Origin of the sequence: Niallia sp. NCCP-28 (assembly GCF_023168165.1) — a bacterium.
Classification (GTDB): Bacteria; Bacillota; Bacilli; order Bacillales; family Cytobacillaceae; genus Niallia.
This window is the reverse complement of sequence record NZ_BQYJ01000006.1, coordinates 1-26245: the sequence shown is the minus strand read 5'-3', so window position 1 is coordinate 26245 and position 26245 is coordinate 1. Positions and strand designations below refer to the sequence as shown.

The following is a 26245-nucleotide window of genomic DNA, read 5'->3' as shown; positions in this document are numbered from 1 at the left end:
GGAGGAGACAAAATGGCTGCAAAAACTTATCCATTACCAGATGCTGCATTGGGGATTTGGTATGCACAGCATATGACAGCAAGTTCGCTATATAATACAGCAGAATATGTACGATTACATGGTAATGTCCATGTTGACATCTTATTAACAGCAGTAAAAGATACTATTGCTTCGGCACAAGCTTTACATATTGAGTGTTTTGAGCAGGATGGACAAGTTTGGCATCGTTTAAAAGAAAACACATCCTTTTCTTGCGAACATCAGCAATGCAAGAACTTTGAAAAGGCAAAAAGCATCATGTATAAAGATGTTGAAAAGATAATTCAACTGACGGATGAACCTCTCGTACGTGCTATCCTTTTTACAGAAAATAGTCAGCTGCACTATTTATATTTACGCATTCATCATTTAGTGAGTGATGCATATAGTTTTCGCCTAATTTATCAGCAAATTGCTGAACGCTATCACGCATATTTGAATGGTCAAGCTTATACCAAAAATTTTGGCGAATACGCAAATGTGCTGAAAGAAGAGCAGCAATATAAACTTTCCGAGCAGTACAAACAAGATCAGACATTTTGGTTTAATGAACTAACCGGTATCGATATTGCCAGCCTGTCAGAAAGTGCTCATTTGGACATCGGTCCAACGTTTTTACATGAAAGTATTTTTGAAAAAGAGTGTTGGGAAAAAGCACAACAAGTTGCAAAGCAATTGAAGGTGAATGTCCAGCACGTAGTAACCGCTGCAGTTGCAGCTTTTACGAAACGCTTAACGAATGCTCCAAGTGTCGTATTAGGCATACCTATGATGGGGCGTTTTGGCAGTAAGACGGCAAATGTTCCTTGCACAAAAGTAAATACGATCCCATTTCGGATGGATTTTACTGTTGAACAGACATTTGAACATATCGTATTAGAAACCAAACGTAAAATGACGCTGGTGACAAAGCATCAATATTACCGTCATGAGCAGATACGACGGGATTTGCATCTTAATCCAGAAGAGCTGCTTTTTGGGCCGCAAGTTAATTTTATGCCATTTTATGAAGACTTACACTTTGGACAAACTATCGGCCAAATAGAAAAAATATCTACAGGTGCAGTAGAAGATATTGCATTTAATATTTATAGAACAGCAGAGGGAATGCGCTTAGATGTGGCTGCTAATAGTAATCGATACAGTGAACTAAAAGTGAAAGAGCATGCACATCGTTTTATGCGCTTTTTTAAACAGCTTTTAAATAATCAAGAACACTCTATATTCACTGTGGATTATTTAAGTGATGAAGAGCGCGGACAGATTCTAATGGATTGGAATGACACGAACAGCGAAGTCGAATATAAAAATTTATCTCAATCTTTTGAAGCACAGGCTTCACGTACACCGGATGCTATTGCTATTCAAATGAATAATCAATCCATTACTTATCGGCAATTAATGAATAATGTAAATAATATTGCAGCATTTTTGCTGAAGAAGGGGATTGGCAGCGAACAGTTTGTCGGTATTTGTATGGATCGCTCCATTGAAATGATTTCTTCCATGCTTGCGGTTTTAAAGACGGGCGCTGCATATGTACCGCTTGATCCAGCATACCCAAAAGACCGCTTAAACTATATGATTGAAGATTCACAGCCAGCCATTATTCTCATTAATTTCGAAGAGCTGCCTTTTGCAACACAAGTAATGACGGTAAATGTCCAAAATTTACGGCAAGACAGAGCTAAATATGAATTTGAATTTAATCATTCACCTCGTCAAGCAGCCTATATGATTTACACATCAGGCTCAACAGGCAAACCTAAAGGCGTTGTGATTGAAATGGCAAGTTTAATGAACTTCTTAAAATCGATGCAGTATACATTTAACCTAGATGAAAAGGAAAAATTGCTTGCTGTAACAACGATATCATTTGATATTTCCGCGTTAGAAATCTATTTGCCATTATTGAATGGGGCAAGTGTTGTACTTGCAGCGAAACATGAAATCCAAGATCCCCAGGAGTTAGCAAGTATCATTGAGCAAAAAAAAATTACAATGATGCAAGCAACACCAATCGTATGGCAATATCTTGTGAAATATTCACCGAATAGTTTGAAGGGTTTACGTGTTTTAGTTGGCGGGGAAGCATTGTCCATTTCTCTTGCAAATGAGTTAGGTTTTGCTGGTGCGGCAATACATAATATGTATGGACCTACTGAAACAACGATTTGGTCAACAACAATGCAAGTGCCATCTGAAAACCAGCATGTGCCAGCTTTAGGCAAACCGATTAAAAAAACGCAGCTTTATGTATTAGATTCCATGCTGCAGCCTGTGCCGCCAGATGTAATCGGGGAGCTTTATATTGCAGGTCAAGGAGTAGCCCGTGGTTATCATAAACGTCAAGTTTTGACTGCTGAGCGTTTCGTTGCAAATCCGTATGGTCCGAGTGGCAGCAGAATGTATCGAACAGGCGATTTAGTAAAATGGAATACGGATGGTACACTGCATTATATTAGTCGTACCGACCACCAAACAAAAATTCGGGGTTTCCGCATTGAATTAGGAGAAATTGAAGCGGAAATTGCAAAACATCAAGCAGTCGAACAGGTAGCTGTAACCGTTCGGGAAGATGTTCCAGGCGACAAGCGTATTGTCGCTTATATAGTAGGGAGCATCCATCCTCAAGAGTTAATGGGTACATTAAAACAAGAATTGCCTGAATATATGGTACCTTCTTTTATCGTACCAATCGACGCTATGCCGTTAACAAATAATGGGAAAATCGATCGTAAACAATTACCGCAGCCTTTTGTCGATACTCAACAAAAAAAAGCACCGCAATCATTTTTGGAGAGAACACTTTGCACATTATTTGAAGAGGTTTTATCTATTGAACAGGTTGGGGTAGATGAAGACTTCTTCCATTTAGGCGGTCATTCCATATTAGCGACACAATTATTATTAAAAATACGGCAGCAATTACAAACAAATATTACAATCTCAGCGATTTTTGAAAACTCAACGGTTGAATTGCTGGCACGTAAGCTGCAGCAGCAACATGTTGAAAGCAAGCCTGTAACGATTCAGAAGATGAAGCGTCCAAATCGCATACCGCTATCGTTCAATCAACGAAGCTTATGGTTTTTGCATCAGCTAGAAGGTCCAAGTGCGACGTATAATATTCCACTTGTTTTAACATTTAAACGAAAAATCAACGTAGCTAAATTCCAGGGGGCTGTGCAAGCAGTAGCGAATCGACATGATATTTTACGAACGAAGTATCCAGCTTCAGATGGTGTTCCTTACCAACTGCTTGTTGAAGAACCGGTTCATTTTAATATATTAACAGTGGAGAAGGAGGACGAGGCATACGAGGTGGAACAAGCAACTCGTTATGCTTTTGATTTACAGCATGAGGTTGGTTTTAAAGTAACCATTATTAATGAAATGATTGCGGTATTTGTCATGCATCATATTAGCTCCGATGGATGGTCTTTAGCAACACTTATGCATGATTTGCAAACAGCTTACGACGGATCGCTAACTCCACTGCCTATTCAGTATGCAGACTTTGCATTATGGCAGCAGCATTTGCTCGAAAGTAAAATGGATGACGTTTCTTTACAGGATCGTGAATTATTATACTGGAAAAAGCAGTTAGAAGGAATTCCTGATGAAATAGAACTATTAGCAGACCGAAAACGGAAGCACAGTCCACAGGCACAAGGGGATGTCTTAAAATTCGTCATTCCATCAGAGTTACATAAACAGCTGCTGCAATTAGCCAAAGACTACAATGTCACCTTATATATGATCTTACTGGGAGCATTTAGTGCAATGGCAACAAAACTTGGTGCCGGAGAAGATATTGTTGTAGGAAGTCCGTTTGCAGGACGAGAAGATGAAGAGACTCTCGATTTAATCGGCATGTTTATTAACACACTGGTTATGCGTGTAGATACAAGCAACAATCCGAGATTCGAACAGCTGATCGAACGTGTGCGTTCTACTAGCATTGGAGCTTATGAGCATCAGCACGTACCATTTGACCGTTTAGTGGAGCAAATAAATCCAGAGCGTATGACGTCACGCCATCCCTTATTCCAAATTATGTTTGCATTACAAAACACACCAATGCCTTCATTAACAATAGACGATAATAATGCCGACATGGAACTTTATACAGTTGGACTATCGAAATTTGATTTAAGTATTGAAATGCGTGAATTGTATAAGGATGAAATGGCAAATGGGATTGAAACAATTGTTGAATTTAAAACAGATCTATACGATTTAAATACTGTTGAAATGCTGATGCATCGCTTCCAGATGGTGCTTTCACAACTGCAAAATAATCCAAGAATTGAAGACTTATGCATTATAACAGAACAAGAGCGTCAACAGACGATTATCGGCTGGAATACAGGTACGATTGAAACGAAACCATCAACGATTGTGGAACAGTTTGAACAGCAGGCAGCTATCCATCCGAAGAGTGTGGCAGTTTCATATAATGGGGATCACTTAACATACGAACAATTGAATCAAAAAGCTAACTGTTTTGCACGGTATCTAATAGCAAAAGGCGTTAAGGCAGAATCATTTGTGCCATTGTTATTACCGCGTTCTCTTGACATGCTCGTAGGTATTATGGCTGTGCTAAAAACAGGAGCGGGTTATGTACCGATCGATCCATCCTATCCGAAAGATCGTATGGAGTACATTATAAATGATGTACAGCCATCTATTGTTGTGACGGCAAATGATATGAAATTGCCAATAGAAATGGATGAAATAGAGTGTATTTATATGGACCTTGAGACAATCGGAAATTACGATCATTCAAATATTAGACAGGCAGAAAGAAATACACCATTAAATTGTTTACATCCTGCTTATATTATTTATACATCGGGATCCACGGGCCGACCTAAGGGGGTTGTTGTCCCGCATCAAAACGTTATTCGTTTATTGCATGCGACGAATTCATGGTTTGCTTTTAATGAGCGGGATGTATGGACATTATTCCATTCTTATGCGTTTGACTTCTCAGTTTGGGAAATTTGGGGAGCCTTATTATACGGAGGAGAACTTGTTGTTGTTCCACATGATGTGAGTCGTTCGCCGCAACAATTTTTACAATTATTAGCAGATGCGAATGTAACGGTGTTAAATCAAACTCCATCCGCTTTTTATCAACTAATGCAAGCAGACCGAGATCACCCTGAACTTAGTCGTCAGTTATCACTCCGCTATATTGTATTCGGGGGAGAGTCTTTGGATTTTAATAGATTAGAAGACTGGTATAGCAGACATCCTGATAATAAACCTGAACTTGTAAATATGTATGGTATTACAGAAACAACGGTTCATGTAAGTTATGTGAAATTAAATAAAGAACTGGTGAAGCGAAATGCGAACAGTCTAATAGGTGTCGCCATTCCTGATTTAGATGTGTATGTGCTGGATGCAAAACTTCAGCCTGTCCCTCCAAATGTTATTGGTGAAATGTACGTGGCAGGTGAAGGGTTAGCACGAGGATATTTTGAGCGGAAAGCGTTGACAGCAGAGCGTTTTATTGCCAATCCGTATGGAAAACCAGGCAGTCGAATGTACCGTACAGGAGATTTAGCTCGTTGGACAAAAAATGGAGAGCTAGATTATATAGGCCGCATCGATCATCAAGTGAAAATTCGCGGATTTCGCATTGAATTAGGTGAAATAGAAAATGTATTGCTTAAACATCCACAAATTGCGCAAGTTGCCGTAATCGTAAGGGAAGATGTTCCAGGAGATTTAAGATTAGCAGCTTATATGGTGCAAAAACAGGATCAAATAATAGACGCTACGTCCATTCGTCAATTTGCTGCCGGTGACTTGCCTGATTATATGATTCCTTCGACATTTACGGTTATTGAGGAGATACCGCTGACTACTAACGGCAAGTTAAATAAAAATGCCTTGCCTTTACCAGACACTAGTTTAAAAGAAATGATTTTACCGCGTAATCCCCAAGAAGAGTTACTTTGTGAGATTTATAAAGAAGTATTAAATGTACCACAGATGGGAATTGAAGATGGTTTCTTTGATTTAGGCGGTCATTCTTTACTGGCAGTGCAGCTTATTGGACGTATTAAAGAGGCTTTTGGAAAAGAGTTGAATATAGGTCATTTATTCGAAGCGCCGACTGTTGCTAGGCTGACTGAGAAATTAAATGGTGATGATGAACCTAATGCACTTGATATATTATTGCCATTACGTCAAGGGGAAAAGCCGTTGTACTGTATTCATCCGGCAGGTGGATTAAGCTGGTGTTATGCAGGTCTATTGAAAACATTGCCAACAAATATCGCCATTTATGGTCTTCAAGCTAAAGGAATAGGTAAGAAAGAAACGTTGCCAAAAACATTGGCTGAAATGGCAGCGGGGTATATTGATACCATACAACAACTGCAGCCCGAAGGACCATATCGTTTATTAGGCTGGTCACTTGGTGGCAATGTTGTACAAGAGATGGCTGTACAATTGCAGCAAAGAGGTCACAAAGTAGAACAGCTTATTATTTTTGATGCCTATCCAATAAGCTTTACTCCACCGTTCAAATTGAGTGAAGATCAAGAAGCGCTCGTTGCATTATTAGCATTAGGAGGATATGACCCAGAAATAGATGCAGAGTTGACACAAGAATTTGTGATAGAGCAGCTGCAAGCAGAGGGAAGTGCACTTGCATCCCTTTCAGGAGAAACTATCATGAATTTAAAAGAAGTATACAAAAATTCGATTCGATTATTAAAAGAACACGAAGCAGCCTGCTATCAAGGGGATGCATTATTTTTCAAATCGACTATTGTCCCAGACGGAATCCCTAACGTAGATGCACAAATTTGGGCACCATTCATTACTGGTCAAATAAAAAGCTATGATATTGCGTGCCGGCATAAAGATATGTGCCAGCCAATACCACTTGCGGAAATTGGAAAACTTGTTAAAGAAGCACTAACTGAAAAGGAAGGGGAAGAACATTATGTATAATCCATTTGAAAATGAACAAGGAAACTATATTGTGTTAGTAAATGAAGAGAGGCAATATTCATTATGGCCAGCTGCTATTGCTATACCAGGCGGATGGAACAAAGAGTATGGACCAGAGGTGAAAAGTAGGTGCCAGCAATTTATTGAAAAGCATTGGCAGGACATGCGTCCAAAAAGTTTAAGTCAAGCCATGGATAAGGTTATGTCTTAATGAAAAATCATCCTATCATCATCATGATATTATATGTGATCGCGATGTTCATGGTTGCGATAGATGGAACAATCATGAATGTTATTTTACCTATAATTGCAAGGGATTTTAATATATTTGCAAATGAAACAAACGGTATCAATATTGGTTATTTAAGCAGTATTGCAATTAGTTTACCGGCTGCTGGATATTTAGCAAATCGATTTGGTGTGAAAAAGGTGTTTGTAATAGCAGTGTTCTTTTTTTCATTGGCTTCTTTTTTGTGCGGCATTGCCAGTACGCTTACGGGGCTTATTGCAGCACGTGTCTTACAAGGATTAGCTGGTGGAATCATTACACCTGTTAGTATGGCATTGCTGTTTCGGACATTTTCACCAGCAGAGCGTCAAAAACTATCGCGCACTCTTGTTTTGCCAATTGCTTTTGCACCTGCAGTTGGTCCGTTAGTTGGAGGATTATTTGCAGAATACATGTCATGGCACTGGGCATTCTTTATCAATATTCCATTCGGCATTGTGGTGGTGGTTTTCGGATTATTAACACTGAATGAATTTGAATTGTTTGATTCAAAATTTGATTTAAAAGGGTATCTATACGTGGCATTCGGGCTGCCTATTTTTATGTTGACTTTAAGTTTAATAGCTTCTGAAGGAATGACATGGAAAGTTATTTTATTTGGTTTGATTGGCAGTGCATTGTTAATACAGTTTTATCGTTATGAAAAAAAGATAACAGAGCCTTTGTTAGACATGCATTTATATGAAGACCGGCTCTTTTGTTCATTAAGCTTTGTGGCGATGTGTTCGATGGGGGCATTAATGGGGATGTTATATTTATTCCCTCTTATGTATCAATCTATGTATTCGGCTTCTGCTTTAGAAAGTTCCCTGATTGTGTTTACAGAGGCATTAGGATTGATGGCCGCATCGCGTATTTTACCGAAGACATCAAAAGAACTAGGTATGAGAACAGTTATTCAAGGTGGTTTAGTAGGAACAATGATTGTATTTATGATTATTATAACCCTTGGACCAACAGCTAACCCGTGGATATTACGAGGTTTAATGTTCTGCATGGGTATTTTCTTAGGACAAACAGTGATAGGAGCGCAAGTATCTGCTTTTAATCACATAACGAAAAAGAATATGAGTAAAGCTACCACTTTATATAATATGGTAAATCGTGTTGGGGCAGCTATAGGTATTGCACTTGTTGCGATAATTTTATTACTTGCACAACAAGTGGTTGAAAGCACTTTGGCTTATCAAATTGCCTTGGTTGGAACTGTCGGACTATTACTAGTAGGCTTTGCATTTACGTTATTTGTACGTCCGAATGCTTTTTCGTTAAGTGAGCATAAAGCATCATGATACAAATATTTGTTTGTCGAATTGAAAGGTTAGAGGAGAGGCTGTTTCACGAGCTTCTCGGTTGCCTTTCTAAAGAACGTCAGCACCATATTTTGCGTTTCCGCCATTATGATGATCGTTTGCGCAGCATGGTTGGCAGTTTGTTAATCCAAATGCAATTAGCAAAACAATTACAATGTGAACCCACGGAATTAACATATCAAGTAAACCAATTTGGAAAATATAGATTAACAAATCATAACTTGCATTTTAATATTTCACATGCGGGTCAGTATGTAATTTGTGCAATAAGTGATCGTCCAGTAGGAATCGATATTGAACAAAAACAATACCGTGCTTTTTCGTTATTCCAAAGTGTTTGGACTGAAACAGAGCAGAAACTCTTCCAGCTTGATAGGATGGAAGACTTCTATTATTTATGGACAGCAAAAGAAAGTTATGTGAAGTGGTTAGGAACTGGATTATCGACAGATTTAACTAGCATTGACATTAATCCTAATGGCATGGTTTATCAAAACGGAAAAAAGGTACCTGTTCGAGTTCAGTCTATAAGTATTGATTCACAATATAAATGTGCTGTATGCAGTGAATGTCGTGTAGAGCAAGTGTTGTTAATAACAGTACATCAGCTGAAAACTTTTTTTATGGAGGGGAGATGGAGCAGTGAGAAATATACAAGTAGCTAATGTTATTGATAACAGTAAATTTAATAAGGCACATTTTACAGTCCTTCTATGGTGTATGCTATTAATTTTGTTTGATGGCTATGATTTAGTCGTATATAGTGCTGTTATTCCAACGTTAATAGAAACTTGGGGAGCAAGTACCGCAATTCTTGGAATGATTGGTTCACTTACTCTTATCGGTAGTTTAATTGGATCCGTTATTTCTGGGGTGGCAGCAGATAAATTTGGACGCAAATATGTCATTATCGTTTGTACAGCAGTATTTAGCATTTTTTCTTTATTAACAGGATTAGCGGAGAACCTTCCATTATTTATGACTTTTCGATTTGTCGCAGGCATTGGTTTAGGAGGGATTCCACCTTTACTTGTAACATTAACGTCCGAATATTCTCCCAAGAAAATGCGTAATATTATGGTTGGTATTATGTTTAGCGGTTATTCAATTGGCGGAATTTTAGTTTCTTTATGTGGAATGTGGGTTATTCCATCGTTTGGATGGCAGTGGATGTTTTTTATCGGTACCATACCGCTCCTTATGCTGCCGTTTATGATTTTTTCATTACCTGAATCTATTTATTTTTATGTTGAAAATGGGAAAATCAAGGAAGCAAAAGCTATGTTACATCGATTAAATCCTTCTTATATTCCTCAGCAACAAGATGCGCTTGTTGTAAATATGGAGACAGAAGGTGTGTCGATTACAAAGTTGTTTAAAGAAGGAAGAACACGAGCTACAGTATTATTCTGGGTTATTTGTTTTATGGGCTTATTATTAGTTTATGGTTTGAGTACATGGTTACCACAAATGATGGTATCATCTGGCTATGAGCTAACGTCAAGTTTGCTGTTTTTATTAAGTTTGAATATCGGTGCCATTATTGGCTCTCTAATAGGAGGATATATCGCAGATCGTTTAGGTTCGAAGAAAGTTTTAACCACGCTCTACTCAATCGGAGGGGTATGCTTACTGTTATTAACATTTAACCCGAATGTGTGGATACTGTATTTGTTGGTCGCTTTTGTTGGTGCTGCATCAATTGGAGCACAAAATTTAAATAATGCATTTATTTCATCGCATTTTCCATCTTCCATGAGGTCAACGGCTTTAGGGACTGCACTTAGTGTCGGACGTATTGGTGCCATTATTGGTCCTGTTTTAGGAGGTTTTTTATTAACAGGGAATCTACCAACTTATATGTGTTTTGTAATATTTGCAATTCCAGCATTTATTGCAGCAATTACTATGACCTTCGTGCCTTCCGTAAAACAATCTAATGCGAAAATAAAGGCATTATCTCAAGAAGTTGTATAAATAACAACAGTATTTAAATGAGATTCTCTTCTAAAAGATTGTCGTTTTGGAATAAGTTGAATGTAATTGAACAAGGTAGATAAAAAGATTGATTGTGGTAATCACAAAATAAATATTTACTAGTTAAAATTAATTCTTGCTAATCCGACCCTGTTTTCGTCAAAAAATCTTTGGCGAAGTCAGGGTCTTTTTAGTGTGTATCCCTTACTATTCCAATGTTTTATCAATGTTCTTTTCTTTTTCTTATTCTAAAATTCCTTCGATTTTTTGGATAACTTCATCTGATAGTTTGATGTCAATTGCTTTAACATTTTCTTCTACCTGACTTGGCTTACTTGCCCCAATTAAGGCACTTGCAACGTTAGGCTGTCTTAAGGTCCAAGCCAGTGCAAGACTAGGTAAGCTAGTATCCAATTCTTTAGCGACACCTTCTAGCTGTTCCACTTTTTTCAAAACATCTTCATTTAAGAATCCTTGTATAAATTGATTAATAGAACCATTCGATGCACGACTGTTTTCAGGAATTTTATTGCCTTTATACTTACCAGTTAAGACCCCTTGAGCAAGTGGAGAAAAAACAACTTGCCCAACGCCGTATTTTTCACTAACAGGGATTACTTCTTTTTCAATATAACGGTGGAACATATTGTATTGTGGTTGGTTAACCACGATTCTATCTAGTAAAAATTTATCTGCAACACGCATAGCTTCTTCGATTTGGGCAGCGCTCCATTCACTCACACCAGCATACAAAATCTTGCCTTCGCGAATTAAATCATCAATTGCTCTTAATGTTTCATTTACTGGAGTTTCAGTATCATATCGATGACAATAGAAAATATCAACATAGTCTAAATTCATTCGCTTTAAACTGGCATTTACTTGTTCCTTTATATGCTTTCTGGACAAGCCTCTATCATTAGGACCTTCTCCCATTGGCCAAAATGCTTTAGTGGTAATGACATAGGACTCACGTGGATAGGATTTCAATGCGGAAGCCATTACTCGTTCCCCTTCGCCACGCTCATACACATTGGCAGAGTCAAAAAAGTTAATTCCCAATTCATATGCCTTATGTATTGTTTTTTCGGCAATATTATCTTCTACTGATTTCCCGTAGGTTAACCAGCTACCTAAACTGATTTCGCTAACCTTCAAGCCGCTTCCACCCAAATTTCTGTATTTCATCTTAATCCTTCCTCCTTGTCATCTTTATTAATTGTTAAATACTCTTGATGTATAGGCTTACAATTTTTGAGTAACTAAAAAACTTTGTTTCTAGAAAACTATAATGTTCTCACTAAAGACTATAGACTTTCTTTTATTACTTTTCAATTACTGAATTTTTTTTGATATAATTACCTTTAATAAAGAAGCTATACTTTTTATAGTATCTATAATAAAAAAAGAGGTGGATTATGAATAATCATAATGAATCGGAGAAAATACAAATAGAATGTTCTATTGAAAAAGCATTAAATATAATTGGAGGGAAATGGTCATTTCTTGTCCTTAGAGAATTATTTGAAGGAACAAAACGATTTGGAGAATTACAAAAAACTATTTCAAAGGTAAGTCCAAAGGCATTAACAAACACTTTAAGACACTTAGAAGCAAATAATATATTAATTCGAACGGTTTATCCTACTGTTCCAGTAACAGTAGAATATTCGCTTACAGAAAAAGGACAAGCATTACATACGATGATTAAAGAAATGAAAAAATGGGGTACATACTGGGGGTAGTTTTTATTAGTGAAACCTTTCCTAAAATATTATTAAAGTCCCTCCAAGTGACGGAGCTGAAATAGTTTTTACTAAGGTGCAGCTATATTTGGATTTTTTTCGGAAAATTGTTGGGAGCTTTTTAAAGATAATTCTAATACGGCACATTGGGATTATTTTGATAACTCAATAAGGTTGTAGTGCCCATACTTCAGAGAGAGAAAAAGACGAAAAATTCCCTATAAGATAGATCTGGCTATTACTTCTATTTTTGCAATGTTGTCGATGGATTGGAAAAAATAATTGCTGATTTAAAAACAAGCAACTTTCTATTTAATAGACAATAATCCTATGACGAGGATGAAAAGGGGATATAAAAGTGTTTGAACATATTGAACACCATAGAAGGAGAGTTTGTATTAATCTCAGAGCCTATTTCAAAGTTAACAGAATAACATCAGGTTGATAATGTTTCTATTTGATTAGATAGATTTTGTTTTTCCATACTGATTACGTGCTTTTGTTAGAGTGCTAGTCCCAGTAAAAATGTCGTATGATGAAAAAATTTTTATTTGAATAAGTTGGAAAGTATAGAGAAATTTAAAGAAAAATTAGCAGACATATATTAATTTACATAATTACAAATGGATTAAAATAAAATGAAAAGGCATAAAGTATAATACCAAATCAATGCCCTATAAACTGCCTAATGGATGATCTATCTAACTTTTTGTATTGTTCCGCTATGTATAAAGAAAAAGGACACTCGTTGATTAAGTGTCCCTAAAACTTTATCTATTACAATCATTACCAACAAGATATTGTTAATACTTTCTACTTAATGGTGGAATTTACAGATTAAGATGGTAGTAGGTTCTTAGTTAGCTTTTTTTGTTCTTTAAACTGTTTTAACGCTTTCATCATACCAACTTGTCTAACTCCAAAATAATTATGTAACTGCTTGTAATACTGAAACATATTGTCATACACTCCTACATGTTCTTTTACAGGATAATAAGTTTTCTCAATAGGTTGTGACATAGCTTGAACAGCTAGCTCCATGTTGTCATAACCACCTTTTTGGGAACCTGCAGCCACCGCGCCTAAGATAGCAGCTCCAATCGCTGGTGCATAATCAGATTTTGAAATGCGAATCGGCATATTTAATACATCCGCATAGATTTGCATAAGAAGAGGATTTCTCTGAGGGAGTCCACCGCATGCTACCACCTCATTAATATTCATTCCCCACTCTTTGTAAGTTTCTGCAATAATCTTTGCACCAAAAGCTGTGCTTTCCAAGTATGCGCGAAAAATTTCTTCCGGTTTTGTATAAAGTGATAGTCCTACCAGCAAGCCTGATAAATCTGCATCTGATAAAACAGAACGATTTCCATTATGCCAGTCCAATGCAATCAATCCATTTTCTCCAGGAAACAGTTCTGCTGCTTTTTTTTCTAAGAAATCAAAAATAGAAAGATTATTTGCTTCTGCTTCCAAATAATAAGCATGGGGCACATGTTTTTTCACATACATACCAAACAAATCGCCCACTGCAGATTGGCCAGCTTCATAAGCATATAATCCAGGCATAATCGCATCTTTTACTACACCAGAAATTCCAGAAACTTCTTTTTCTTCTTTATTAAGCATCATATGGCAAGTAGAAGTCCCCATAACCATCAGCATTTTTTCTGCTTGATAAACCCCTGTTCCGAGTACAGCTGAATGAGCATCAATAATACCAGTTGCAATTGGTAACCCTACTGGAAGAGATAACTTTTCTGCCCACTCCTGTGTTAAAAACCCTGCACATGTACCTACATTTTTAATTTCCCCACCTAGTTTAGATAAAATGGTTTCCCCAAAATTTGGATGAAGTAAATTGAAAAATTCTGTTGGGAAACCTTGTTTTTCATTCCAAAAAGCTTTGAATCCCAAAGAACAATTATTTCGTGTCAGAGAATTAGTGAGCAGAGAAACAAGCCAATCTGAAGCTTCCAGGAAATAAGCCGTTTTATTATAAATATCTGTTCCATCTTCAAATACTTCGAAGATTTTAGGAATCATCCATTCCTCTGAAATATTATAACCAAGCTTTCGCATCCAGTTTTCTTTACGTTGAGTTGCTAATTGAAAAATTTTATCCGTTTGTTTTTTTGTATGGTGATGTTTCCATAACTTTACCCATGCGTGATAAGAATGTTCATATTCTTTTTTCAAACATAAAGGATGCAAGTTTTCATCAACAGGCAAAACAGTTGATGAGGTAAAATCTATCCCCAGGCCCACAATTTGAGAAGGATCAATTCCAGCCATTTTAAGAGCTAATGGAATACCTACTTCCATTACTTCTAAATAATCAGAAGGATGCTGCAATGCGCTTCCTTTAGGGATTTCTGTAGAGCCATCTGGCAATGTATCGATAATCACTCCATGTGCATAAGGAGTTACATGACTTCCTTTAATTGTTCCTGTTCGAACATCTACTATTAAAACTCGGCCTGATTCAGATCCATAATCAATACCAATTGTATAGAAAGAAGTGTTTGACATATATAATCCCTCCTGAAAACCTTTTCATTTATAACATTTTATCAAAACGAGTATAATCAAGCAATAATAAACTTAAATAAAAATTTTTATTTTAAATATATTGACTTGTAATTTCAATATAGTGTAAATTATAAAAAACGAGCATTAATGAACTTAAATGAACAAATTACAATGCTTGTTTAAAAAAGATGGTTTCCTATCGCATTTTTAGAAAACGCTTACTTTATTTGTGCGAGAAATCAATGAAAACTATCAGAAGGAGGATAAAAAGAAGTTACTGTGCACTTATATAATTGATTCAATATTAAAAGGGGGATAAAAAATGAATAGTAAACTTTTAGATCGGATTGGGCTACCAAGCAATTTAGCTTGGGGGTATCTTGGGGTTTTAATCTTTATGATGGGGGATGGATTAGAAATTGCTTGGCTTAGCCCTTGGTTATTAGAAAATGGCTTTACTGTGCAGGAGAACTCTCTTTTATTTGCTGTTTATGGAGTGACGCTTGCTATTGCCTCTTGGTTTTCAGGTGTTTTAGTTGAAACCTTAGGTCCAAAAAGAAGTATGTGGATAGGTACACTTATTTATATTATTGGAACTTCAGGTTTTATTGGATTAGGAGTGTCCAATGATTTTAATTACATAATGATGCTTGTATTTTATTGTATTCGCGGGTTCGGTTATCCACTGTTTGCTTATTCATTCCTTGTATGGATTGCCTATAAAACTCCTCAACAAAGACTCAGTTCGGCTGTTGGCTGGTTTTGGTTTGTATTTACAGGTGGATTAAACGTATTAGGTGCTTACTATTCAGTATGGGCTATTCAAAATCTTGGTCATATTAATACATTATGGACTTCTATTGTAATTGTTTTAATTGGTGCACTATTTGCACTAATTGTTAATAAAGATCGTTTAGAATTACAAAGTGGCAGAAGCAAAGACGAGAAACTTAAAGAACTTGCGAAAGGACTTACAATCGCTAAGGAAGAGCCAAAAGTATTGCTAGGTGGAATCGTGCGTACAATCAACACAACAGCACAGTTTGCTTTTCCAGTGTTCCTCCCTGTCTACCTAGCTGATTATGGAATTCCAACAACAACTTGGTTAGGAATTTGGGCTTCCATTTTCACAAGTAACATCTTATTCAATTTAATTTTTGGAATTATTGGAGATAAACTTGGATGGAGAAACACAATTATGTGGTTTGGTGGAGTTGGATGCGGTCTGACAACACTTGGCCTTTACTATGTTCCACAATGGTTTACAGGAAACATCTATGCAGTGGGAGCAATGGGGATTGCTTGGGGAGCTCTGCTTGCTGCTTATGTCCCTCTTTCTGCTTTAGTGCCATCTTTAGTTAAAAAGGACAAAGGTGCAGCAATGTCAATTTTAAATCTTGGTGCAGGTCTACCAACATTCTTAGGTCCTGCAATAGTCGGCTTGTTTATCGGTGCACTGGGAGCACAAGGGGTTATTTGGATTTTAGCATTACTTTATTTCTCAAGTTCTATTTTAACCTACTTCATTAAGCTTCCTAAAGAAAGAGGTGAAGAGATAAAGAATATAACTGTTGCAAAATATAACTCAAACTAAATGTGCATAAACGAACGAAAATAAGTTTATTTTTGTTCGTTTATAGTTGACTTGTTTGTTTTTTTAGTTGTATTATAAAAATACGAGCAAAAACGAACTTTTTTGAATAAGTTCGCACTTTATTTTTGAGGGGGAAATACAATGACACAAATACGCAATGCAATGCAATCAAGAACGTTTTGGCTTCTTCAACCGGGTAAATTAGAAGAAAGAAGCATTGAGAGAGAAATTAAAGATGGAGAGGTAGTTATTGAACCGAGTATGGCAAGTGTTTGTCATGCAGATATTCGTTATTATGCTGGGTTGAGAAAACCTGAGGCAATGGCTAAAAAATTACCCATGGCACTATTGCACGAAGGGATTGGAACGGTTATAGAAAGTAGATCCCAAGAAGTCCAAGTAGGTGAACGTGTTGTTATAGTTCCCAATCTGCCAGGCCATTTAGTAGAAGCAAAAACAAAGGAAGAATGTTGCTTAACGTGTGGAAAAGGAGTAGCGGATAACTACTGTGAAAATGGGCACTTTATGGGAAGTGGTTATGATGGTATTGCTCAAAGCCGTGTGGTTGTCCCAGCTGCTTGTGCAGTTCCAATCCCAGCTGACATGCCGGATGAGATTGCCGTGTTATCTGAATTATGTACAGTTTCTTACCATGCATTAAGTCATGTCCATCAGAAATTACTGTCTCCTAATACCACAGTTGCTATTTTTGGTGATGGACCGGTTGGTTATTTGACAGCAGCGATGGTTCGTTATGTTTATGGTATTGATGAATTGAGATTAACTGTATTCGGTGCAATGCCTGAAAAACTAGAGCAATTTAAGTTTGCAGCTCGTCATCTAGTTCAAAACTTTGACTTCTCTTCCTCCAAAGTAGGAGCTGATATCATTATTGAGTGCACTGGCGGAAAATTTAGCGAATCAGCAATTAACCAAGGTATTGATTTAGCGAATCGCGGTGGATCTTTAATCTTAATGGGTGTAACGGAAGAAAGAGTTCCTATTAATACTCGTGATATTTTAGAAAAGGGCCTTACTCTATACGGCAGTAGTCGCAGTTCAGTTTCTGATTATCATGCTGTCATTAAAGCATTAGAAAATCCTGCATATCAACAAGCGCTAAGCCTAGTACTTCCTGATACGTTAATCTCTGTTTCAAAAGTAGAAGATTTTGATGAAGCGATGAAGAGTGCATCGGCACATCGCGGATGGCAAAAAACTATTTTAGATTTCAAATGGTAACATTTTGAATTTCTAATTACCTTATCAACGCGATAGATCTTATCCTTACCCCCTTTCTAAAAAGAAAGGGGGTATATTTTTTATTTAGATGAGTTTAAAAGTTCACTTTATATCCATAAGTAAATGAACAATTAATATGTTAAAATTAACAAAAATGAACATTTATAAAAAGTTATAAATGAAAGGAGAGAATATCATGCTTGCCGCTGAACGCAAATTGAAAATTCTTGATTATGTAAGAAAGCATAATGTCGCTTCTGTGTCTCAACTTTCACAAGATTTTGGTGTACATGAAGCAACAATTAGAAGAGACTTAAGTGAAATTGAAAAAGAAGGACGGATAAGAAGAACCCATGGTGGTGTGGTGCTTGTGGAAGGAGTTAGTTCGGAACCTTCCTTCACCATACGTGCCAATGAACGTGTAGAGGAAAAAATTCGTATTGCTGAATGTGCAGTAGAAATGATAGAAGAAGGAGACAATATTATTCTTGATTCTGGAACCACTACACTTCAGATTGCCCGGTTGCTAGTTGCAAAATCAAACATTACCGTGGTGACAAATGATATCAACATTGCTGCAGAGTTACGTGACTTTAAAGATATTAAAGTAATTGTTACTGGAGGAATTCTTTATCCAGAAAGCTATATGTTAAACGGACTTTTTACAGATAATAATTTAAAAACTTTACATGTCGACAAAGCTTTTGTTGGTATTCCCGCTTTTCATCCTAATCGCGGACTGACACATTTTGATGACCAGCTTGTCTCGGCGAAACAAAGTATGATTGAGGCAGCTTCGCAAACTATTGTTGTAACTGACCATACAAAACTAGGTGGTATTTCCTTGCATAAAGTCGCTCCTGTTAATGAAATTGATGTTTTAATTACAGGAAGAGAAGCCTCGGAAACTAAAATAAGACAATTTAAGGAAGCGGGTTTAACTGTTTATACAGTTTGATATAATATTTTTGGATAAAAGTGCGGTCAAAGATTCCGCACTTTTTATTTATTTGTATAAATGATTAAAAAAGCCTTAGTGTTAACTTTGTGACTTTTTTTATAATGAAGCTTTTTTAGCTGGTTAAATATAAAAAAGAATGGAATGAATTTGAACCTCTACAATCTGCGCTGCCAGATTAATAGTTGTCAACATAAAAAACAATCAAGATTTTTTTGCAAATATTAACGTTTAAATGGCCCTTTACAGATTTTCCGAACGAGAAAGCTACCCTATACTTGAATTTCCTGTCTCAATTTCAATTGCTTTGGAACCTTTTGACTCACTGTTTTCCTATCCCTTTGCTCTGTTGGCTGTCTACAACTGTAATATTCACTAACTCTATCAAGTGTTAATGATTAAGTTGTTTTCGGTCCTTTCTGTTGGAGAATCAATCGATCTCCTTTTTCTAAAGGTGCATTTATCATCAATAAATAGGATGAAAGAAGAAATACAACGGATAATCCAAACAAGCTGTTAACAAACTGTAGATGATGCATAAAAATTAATTCTATTAACCAACTTATATCACCAAAAACAACGATAGACGTACCGATAATTAAGAGTAACGTTGCTGCAACAAGTGAAAATAAAGTACCATAATTGAACCAAATCGTTTTTGCAATCATTCCTAAACTAAATAAAAAGATAATCCAAGAAAAATCTACCCATAGATAAACAAGCCAATTAGAGCTATTTACTAAATCTGCTAAATGGAAAAAATTAACAGAGTTGCTGCCGCTGCTAATAATATTTGTGCTTAGATAGTAAAACAAATTAAGGAGTAACACACTTATAACACTAAAAATAAATGTGGAAAGATATATAGCCGAAACGAATTGAATTCTAGTACCACCTAAAGAAAGAATATAATGATATCCTTTGAAATTAATAAATGGATATAGAAGAAATACAATGAAAAATGGTCCGAATAAGGTAAATGACACAGATTTTGCATCAATAAATCCTAAAAAGCTAAAGAAAACAAAGAGCACGAAAGTAATTACAGCATTTATATAAAATGTCCTGTTCATTTCTTTCATCATTAATCGGAATGGTCCAGTAAAGGTATTCATACTTTTTGCTCCTCTTTTTTGGTTGTATAGTTAACAAGATAATCCTGTAAGGGTGCTTTTTCCACAGTAACACCAGCTTCTTTGGCTCTTGATTTCCACTCATCCGTAAATATGTCGTCAATCATCACATTGATTTGTTTTCCAAGTTTTCTTTTTTCTAAAATGGTATGTCCTTCAATTAAAGGTTCTATCATCTTTGCTGTTCCGGATAAATGAACACCGTGCATTTTTAACTCTTCCGTATCTTCATAACGTACAATTGTCTGCTGATTGATGATCGCAATCTTTTCACATAACGCTTCAATCTCATCAATATGATGTGTAGATAAAATAATTAAACGGGGATCTTCCTCATACGTATTCAGGAGTGCATCGTAAAACTGCTTTCTCATATAAGCATCAAGCCCATTCGTTGGTTCGTCCATAATGGTTACGGAAGATTTACTAGCAAGACCAACGACAATTTGTACCATTGTTTGCATCCCTTTAGAAAATTTCTTGATTTTCTTTTTTCTTGGTAGTTCAAATAAAGCAACTAGATGTTCTGCCAACTCCATATCCCAGTTTTTGTTAAAAAATGCTCCATAACGCAACGCATCCTCGACATTCCACAGATCTGAGAATGGGTGATTTTCTTGCATATACGTTATGGTGTTCATCGCTTCATTATTGTTATACGGTGCAATGCCGTTCACATTGATAGAACCAGCATCTATATTTTCCATGCCGGATAAAAGCTTCATAAGTGTTGTCTTTCCAGATCCATTTCTACCCCAGAGCCCTATGATGATTGGCTTCGTTTCTGAAATATTTATATTCTTTAGAGCTGGGATATTTCCATATGAAAACGAGACATTTTCGAGTTTAATCATCCGTATAATCCTCCTTGATCAGTTGAAGTAATTCTCCTTTTTTTATTTCAATCCGCTTCGCTTCTTCCATCATCGGTTTCAAATACTCGTTGTAGAAGTCTTCTTTACGCTTTTCAAGCAACTTTTGTTTGGCACCTTTTGAAACAAACATTCCAACGCCACGTTGCTTATATACATATCCAGCATCGACTAATGCAGCGAGTCCTTTTTGAACAGTTGCACGGTTTATTTGATAAAATTTTGAAATTTCTGTGGTAGAAGGGATTTGGTCGCCTTCTAACAACTCACCTTCCACAATTTCATTAGCAATCATATCTGAAATTTGCTGGAAAATAGGTTTCGAGTCATCAAAAACAGCTTTCACGATTTTCTCCTTCCTTGAAAAAAGTTGATTAGTTGATTAGTTGTGTAATCAACTATATGATAATTTTTCTCATCTGTCAATCCTTGTATTTGTTGCTTTGAAACAGAGTTTAATCTAACTCACCTTAAAATCCGTATTTTACGGTAAATACAAAGAATCTTTTTTAAAAAAGGGCAATCAAAAAAGAAAATGGTCGATTCTTTACTGAACATGACAAAAATGTCACGTTAGATAATGTTATATCGATGGTTGGCGGGCACATTAATCGATATAGTATGGTGGTGAAGGAGGGCTAAACAATGATTACAATTATAAAGACAAAAAACTTATCAAAATCTTACGGAAAGACCCAAGTCTTAAAAAATATTGATTTGACCATAGAACAAGGGGAATTCACCGCGATTATGGGGCCATCTGGCTCTGGGAAAACGACATTAATGAATACTCTCTCAACGATTGATTCCTTTAATGGTGGGGATGTTTGGATCGAGGGACAATCCTTGTTAGATTTAAAAAAGAAAGCATTACGAGAATTTCGCCAAAAACGAATGGGATTTATTTTTCAAGATTACAACCTACTGGATACCTTAACGGTGAAAGAGAATATACTGCTGCCACTCTCCTTACAAAAAACACCTATTGCGGAAATGGAGGAGAGATTAACGAAATTGATTGAAGCGTTAAATATTGAATTCATTTTAAATCAATATCCGTCTGAAATTTCCGGCGGGCAAAAGCAGCGTACGGCTGCCGCAAGAGCGATGATTACCAATCCGGCGATTGTGTTTGCTGATGAGCCTACGGGTGCACTTGATTCAAGGTCTGCCACCCAGCTACTAGAACAAATTCAATTGCTCAATACAACCTTTAAGACAACGGTTCTGATGATTACCCACGATCCGTATGCAGCGAGCTACTGTCATCGTGTAATTTTTCTTCGCGATGGAAAAATCGTCAATGAAATGTTTAAAGGAGAACAATCGGAAAAAGAATTTTTTGACAGAATCCTAACGATTCAAAGTGCTGTAGGAAGTGACCAGCGATGAACTTAGTTGATTTATCATGGAGGAATATGAAGCGGAACTTCCGTTTGTATACCATATATTTCATTTCCATGCTTGTCGGGGTTATTATTTACTTTACTTTTTCGGGTTTAATGTTTAATAAGGACGTAGTGGCCGCAATTCAAAATAAAGAAAACTACAAAACGGTTATTTTCATTGCCTCGGTTATCGTCTTTTTGTTTATTGTGTGCTTTATTTTGTATGCTAACTCATTTTTCATGAAGCAGCGAAAAAAAGAATTCGGCATGTATTTACTTTACGGAATGAAAGAAAGACAAGTTGCCACAATGGTCTTTTTTGAAACATTATTCTTGAGCTCCATTTCTGTATCCAGCGGTATATTAATCGGTGGGTTACTATCGAAATTTTTCGGTGCGGTATTAATGAACTTAATGCATTACAATGAGGACATTTCCTTTTCCTTTCCACTTGAAGCAATCGTCTCTACTATTGTGTTATTTACTTTATTAATCGGCATCATTACTATTCAGAGCTATTTTAGTGTCCGCCGTGTGCAGTTAGTCGAATTATTTCATGCAAAAGAAAAAATAGACAAACCTTTTAAATTTTCTTTTGGGTTGGCAATATTGTCCATTATATTGATTGCAGCGTCCTACTATGTGATTACGATAGCAGGAGATACAGACATATGGAAAGAGTATTTTAAAGAAACATTAGTTGCTACAGCAGTAACATTGATTGTCGGAACGTATTTATTTTTTCGCCAGTTTTCTGGTTGGGTTTTACAAAAATTGAGTCAACGTAAAAATTACTTTCATGGTACCAAAATGTTATGGATTTCCTCCCTTCGTTTTTCCATTCGAGGAAATACAGTAAACTTTACGTTTAATTCACTTATTAGCGCTATTGTCATCTTTGCAGTTGGATTTATTGCTGTAGATTACGCTGTGAAAGGTGATGTTGTAAAAAAAGAATTTCCAAACCATTTTGCCTTCTCGACGCAAGATGATAAGACACAAAAACAAATTGAACAAATAATAAATGATTCACATCCTATTATTGGTCATGAAACAATTACGGGAATTGAAACAGAAAAAGTCCCAAATAGACAAACTTTTTTTAGTTATCCTGAATATTACACAGAGGAGTTTTACCTTTTCCCTGAGTCACAATTAAATACGATTGTTGATTTGCGTGAAGTGGGTGAAAAAGTAGATTTAAAAGGGGAAGATGCAATTATTTTAACAAGAGGATTAGATGAACCAACAAAATATAAAAGTCCTCAACCTACAATTACCGTTTTAGAAGACAATACATTTCGTATAGTCGAAAAAATACGATATCCCTTGTTAAGTATCCCAACGCGTCCTGGTGGAGATACTAAACCTCAACCATCTGTACTGGTTATTTCAGATGAAGTTTTTGAGAACTTAAAAGAAAATCGTACTCTTTCTTCCTATGAAATTTATCAAATTGAAGATCCGAAGACCTCCAATGACGTTTCACGAAAAATATACGATATTGTTATGAAAAAAGAAGGAGCATATTATTCAGCCTATATAGATATGCATTCCACAGATACAGAGTCGTCCTCTTTGGTATTGTTCTCCGTTGCGTTTTTTGCAGTCATTGCATTGTTTGCTTTAGGAAGTGTCATTTACTTTAAGCAGCTACGCGAAGCGACAGAAGAGAGAGAGCATTACGCAATTTTACGCAAAATAGGTGTTAATGACAAAGAAATGAAAAAGATTATCCGGAAGCAATTGCTGTTCGTATTTTTACCGCCGCTCATACTTGGATTGGTACACAGTTGGTATCTTTTATACTACACAGTTATCCTAGTAATAAAAGATTTACCTTCCTTGACAACGATTATTTTTTCTGTAATGGGACTGTATGTGTTAACGTATTTAATCTTTTACTTATCATCAATCTCTATTTACTACAAAATTATCAACGAAAAAAACACACGGTGAGTTATTTACTCATCGTGTGTTTTTTGTCGTATTAAATACGGGTCGCTATCCAGAGGGAAGTGAATAATAAATTGGGTAAAGTTGCCCACTTCCGACATACAACTAATGTAATGTCCTAATTTGTTACTTAACTGTTGGGCTAAATATAAACCCATTCCAGTCGACTTCGAATACAATCGCCCTGTTTCTCCAGTAAAACCACGATTGAATATTCGCGGTAGATCTTTTTGGCTGATGCCAATTCCATTATCCCGAATGAGAAGCTGTTTTTCTTGTGGGGTTTCGTATACTGAAATGTTTATCTCCCCACCATGCTGCGTATATTTTAAACTATTCGTCAGCAGTTGATTGATGATGAACTGGAGCCATTTAGGATCACTTTGAACCTCTAGCTGGTCTGCCTGTATGTTAATGCGGATTTTTTTTGAAAAAAAGGTTTTCGAATGAGATTTAATAATCTCTTTTGAAATTTTGACGATATCACACTTTTGAATATTATAATCTTGATTAAAACTGTCGAGCTTGGCATAATAGAGAGCTTGATCAACGTAATTTTCAATTTTCGTAATTTCTTCCCTTAAACTATCCGCGTCCATATCGGTTTGCTGCAGTAAGCGAAGAACTGCAATTGGTGTTTTGATTTCATGGAACCAGGAGACGATAAAGTCATAATGCTCATTTTTTCTTTCTTGAATCCGATTCATTTCACGGATATGCGCCCTTTTCAGCTCCTCGATATGCGCTTTAGCGAATTCTCCTTCCAGTGATAAATGGTCATAATCTTCCCTTTCTATTTGTCGGATTACACGTAGATTGTGCTGATAGCGAAATAATAAAAATCCCAGTAACACAATAGAAGATAGAGCGAAGGCATAAAAGAATGTTCCCCACGCCCAGTTGTCCCTGCTATCGGTGAAAAATACTGCTGCTGAAATTAGGAAGCTAGCTAGATACAGATAAATATAAGGCTTTTCATAAGTTAGATATCGTAGGAAGGTCATTCGATTAAATATCCCATTCCTTTTCGGGTAACTATAAAATCTTCCAGACTAAGGGAAGCAATTTTCCTGCGCATTCGGTTCACATTCACGGTTAGTGTGTTATCATCAACAAACTGATCTTCATTCCATAATGCTTGCATTAAGTCCTCTCGCGAAACAATTTTACCGATATTCCGCATCATCAATTGTAAAAGGATGAATTCATTCCGGCTTAATTCCGTGCTTTGCCCTCTATATTCAATTGTTGAATTGGTTACATTTAATTTTAAGCCCCGATGGACGAAGGTGATATTTGGCTCTTCCTGATATGTATATCGCCGGCGGATAAGCGCACTAATTTTCGTGACAAGAATATCCAAATCAAATGGTTTCTGAATAAAATCATCTCCGCCCATATTAATCGCCATTATAATATCCATATTCTGATTTCTGGAGGAAAGGAAGATTATCGGCACCTTTGAAACAGATCGTATCTGCTGGCACCAGTAGTATCCATCAAAAACTGGTAGATTAATATCTAATAGAACAAGGTGTGGAGATTCTTGTTCAAATTCCTTTAACACTTGGTCAAATCGTGTCACTTCCATCACATCATACTGCCATTTCCTCAATTTATCAGCGACAATCTGTCTAATTTTCTCATCGTCCTCAATTAACATGATTCTATACATAAAATCTAATCCCTCATTATTGTAAAAATGGTCAATAGATTTATTGTAGCACAACCTTTGGAGGATTTTTATCGTAGGATTAATCGCCATGAAGTTCTATATTAGGTAGAGACTCTAAGTTTAATTAAGGATAGGAAGGATAATGAAGCAGAATATAAAAAAATTACTTGATTCCGATAAAGAGAGAAGTTTAGAAGAGGATCAAATTATCAAAAGCTGAAAATATACAAGTTTTTATATATTTAAAAAACATATTGCTATAAACATTATCTACTATATTGACAATAGCATTTGAATTTATTTTTATACAAAAACTACTTTTAAAAGAAATGAAAAGAAAAAACATACTATAATTAATTTATCAGCATCGATAAATAAGTGGTCAAAAACTTCTTGAAAAAAGTTATTGACTAAATAAAAAATATTGTGGTATATTATTAAAGTCGCTTACGAGCGATAGAAAAATTGCTCTTTGAAAACTGAACAAACAAAACGTCAACAATAATCATTTTATAACTTTTGTTATGAAACGAAACAATAAGCAATAC

18 protein-coding genes are annotated in these 26245 nt (G+C 36.1%); 11 read left to right on the top strand and 7 right to left on the bottom strand.

The features are described 5' to 3' along the window. Positions 1–12 precede the first annotated feature (12 nt). Genes NCCP28_RS16385 through NCCP28_RS16365 form a run of 5 tightly spaced genes read left to right on the top strand, consistent with a single transcriptional unit; the run spans position 13 to position 10599 of the window. Positions 13–7020 (top strand): amino acid adenylation domain-containing protein, encoded by a 7008-nt coding sequence (locus tag NCCP28_RS16385; RefSeq protein WP_248562506.1) that lies wholly within the window; start codon positions 13–15, stop codon positions 7018–7020. Further along, positions 7013–7231, top strand: coding sequence for an MbtH family protein (locus NCCP28_RS16380; protein WP_248562505.1), 219 nt, complete (start codon positions 7013–7015; stop codon positions 7229–7231). The genes NCCP28_RS16385 and NCCP28_RS16380 overlap by 8 nt, the downstream gene beginning before the upstream one ends. Then, entirely contained in the window at positions 7231–8601 is a 1371-nt protein-coding gene (locus tag NCCP28_RS16375) for an MFS transporter (protein WP_248562504.1), read from the top strand. The genes NCCP28_RS16380 and NCCP28_RS16375 overlap by 1 nt, the downstream gene beginning before the upstream one ends. Next, complete coding sequence (locus tag NCCP28_RS16370; RefSeq protein WP_248562503.1) at positions 8598–9287, top strand: 4'-phosphopantetheinyl transferase family protein; 690 nt, start codon at positions 8598–8600, stop codon at positions 9285–9287. Before NCCP28_RS16375 ends, NCCP28_RS16370 begins: the two co-directional genes overlap by 4 nt. Beyond that, positions 9265–10599: an MFS transporter gene (locus NCCP28_RS16365; RefSeq protein WP_248562502.1), complete on the top strand. Its 1335-nt coding sequence runs from the start codon at positions 9265–9267 to the stop codon at positions 10597–10599. Before NCCP28_RS16370 ends, NCCP28_RS16365 begins: the two co-directional genes overlap by 23 nt. A gap of 243 nt (positions 10600–10842) precedes the next feature. On the opposite strand, the gene NCCP28_RS16360 is transcribed toward NCCP28_RS16365, so the two are convergent. Next, positions 10843–11787, bottom strand: coding sequence for an aldo/keto reductase family protein (locus tag NCCP28_RS16360; RefSeq protein ID WP_248562501.1), 945 nt, complete (start codon positions 11785–11787; stop codon positions 10843–10845). 230 nt (positions 11788–12017) lie between these two features. On the opposite strand from NCCP28_RS16360, the gene NCCP28_RS16355 reads away from it, so the two are divergent. Beyond that, positions 12018–12344 (top strand): winged helix-turn-helix transcriptional regulator, encoded by a 327-nt coding sequence (locus NCCP28_RS16355; protein ID WP_248562500.1) that lies wholly within the window; start codon positions 12018–12020, stop codon positions 12342–12344. An 837-nt stretch (positions 12345–13181) separates the two neighbouring features. Here the strand turns inward: NCCP28_RS16355 and NCCP28_RS16350 are convergent. After that, entirely contained in the window at positions 13182–14879 is a 1698-nt protein-coding gene (locus NCCP28_RS16350; RefSeq protein WP_248562499.1) for a ribulokinase, read from the bottom strand. Positions 14880–15201: 322 nt separating this feature from the next. Here NCCP28_RS16350 and NCCP28_RS16345 point away from each other — a divergent pair, with 322 nt between their 5' ends. From NCCP28_RS16345 to NCCP28_RS16335, 3 genes are all read left to right on the top strand, one after another. Next, on the top strand, positions 15202–16473 hold the full coding sequence (locus tag NCCP28_RS16345; RefSeq protein WP_248562498.1) for an MFS transporter: 1272 nt from the start codon (positions 15202–15204) through the stop codon (positions 16471–16473). 141 nt (positions 16474–16614) lie between these two features. Then, positions 16615–17715 carry an alcohol dehydrogenase catalytic domain-containing protein gene (locus NCCP28_RS16340; RefSeq protein WP_248562497.1) on the top strand — a complete coding sequence of 367 codons (1101 nt, stop codon included), beginning with the start codon at positions 16615–16617 and terminating at the stop codon, positions 17713–17715. A gap of 196 nt (positions 17716–17911) precedes the next feature. After that, complete coding sequence (locus NCCP28_RS16335) at positions 17912–18673, top strand: DeoR/GlpR family DNA-binding transcription regulator (RefSeq protein WP_248562496.1); 762 nt, start codon at positions 17912–17914, stop codon at positions 18671–18673. A gap of 398 nt (positions 18674–19071) precedes the next feature. On the opposite strand, the gene NCCP28_RS16330 is transcribed toward NCCP28_RS16335, so the two are convergent. The 3 genes from NCCP28_RS16330 to NCCP28_RS16320 are packed head-to-tail and all read right to left on the bottom strand — an operon-like array spanning position 19072 to position 21024. After that, positions 19072–19788 (bottom strand): hypothetical protein, encoded by a 717-nt coding sequence (locus NCCP28_RS16330; protein ID WP_248562495.1) that lies wholly within the window; start codon positions 19786–19788, stop codon positions 19072–19074. Continuing rightward, positions 19785–20660, bottom strand: coding sequence for an ATP-binding cassette domain-containing protein (locus NCCP28_RS16325; RefSeq protein ID WP_248562494.1), 876 nt, complete (start codon positions 20658–20660; stop codon positions 19785–19787). The genes NCCP28_RS16330 and NCCP28_RS16325 overlap by 4 nt, the downstream gene beginning before the upstream one ends. Next, positions 20653–21024: a GntR family transcriptional regulator gene (locus tag NCCP28_RS16320; RefSeq protein ID WP_248562493.1), complete on the bottom strand. Its 372-nt coding sequence runs from the start codon at positions 21022–21024 to the stop codon at positions 20653–20655. The genes NCCP28_RS16325 and NCCP28_RS16320 overlap by 8 nt, the downstream gene beginning before the upstream one ends. A gap of 299 nt (positions 21025–21323) precedes the next feature. On the opposite strand from NCCP28_RS16320, the gene NCCP28_RS16315 reads away from it, so the two are divergent. Further along, the gene (locus NCCP28_RS16315) at positions 21324–22070 is read left to right on the top strand and encodes an ABC transporter ATP-binding protein (protein WP_282579581.1); all 747 of its coding nucleotides are present in this window, start codon (positions 21324–21326) and stop codon (positions 22068–22070) included. Next, positions 22067–24025, top strand: a complete 1959-nt coding sequence (locus NCCP28_RS16310; RefSeq protein WP_248562492.1) for an ABC transporter permease — start codon at positions 22067–22069, stop codon at positions 24023–24025. The genes NCCP28_RS16315 and NCCP28_RS16310 overlap by 4 nt, the downstream gene beginning before the upstream one ends. A 5-nt stretch (positions 24026–24030) precedes the next feature. On the opposite strand, the gene NCCP28_RS16305 is transcribed toward NCCP28_RS16310, so the two are convergent. Then, positions 24031–25026 (bottom strand): sensor histidine kinase, encoded by a 996-nt coding sequence (locus tag NCCP28_RS16305; RefSeq protein WP_248562491.1) that lies wholly within the window; start codon positions 25024–25026, stop codon positions 24031–24033. Continuing rightward, positions 25023–25697, bottom strand: a complete 675-nt coding sequence (locus tag NCCP28_RS16300) for a response regulator transcription factor (RefSeq protein WP_248562490.1) — start codon at positions 25695–25697, stop codon at positions 25023–25025. Before NCCP28_RS16300 ends, NCCP28_RS16305 begins: the two co-directional genes overlap by 4 nt. Positions 25698–26245 lie beyond the last annotated feature (548 nt).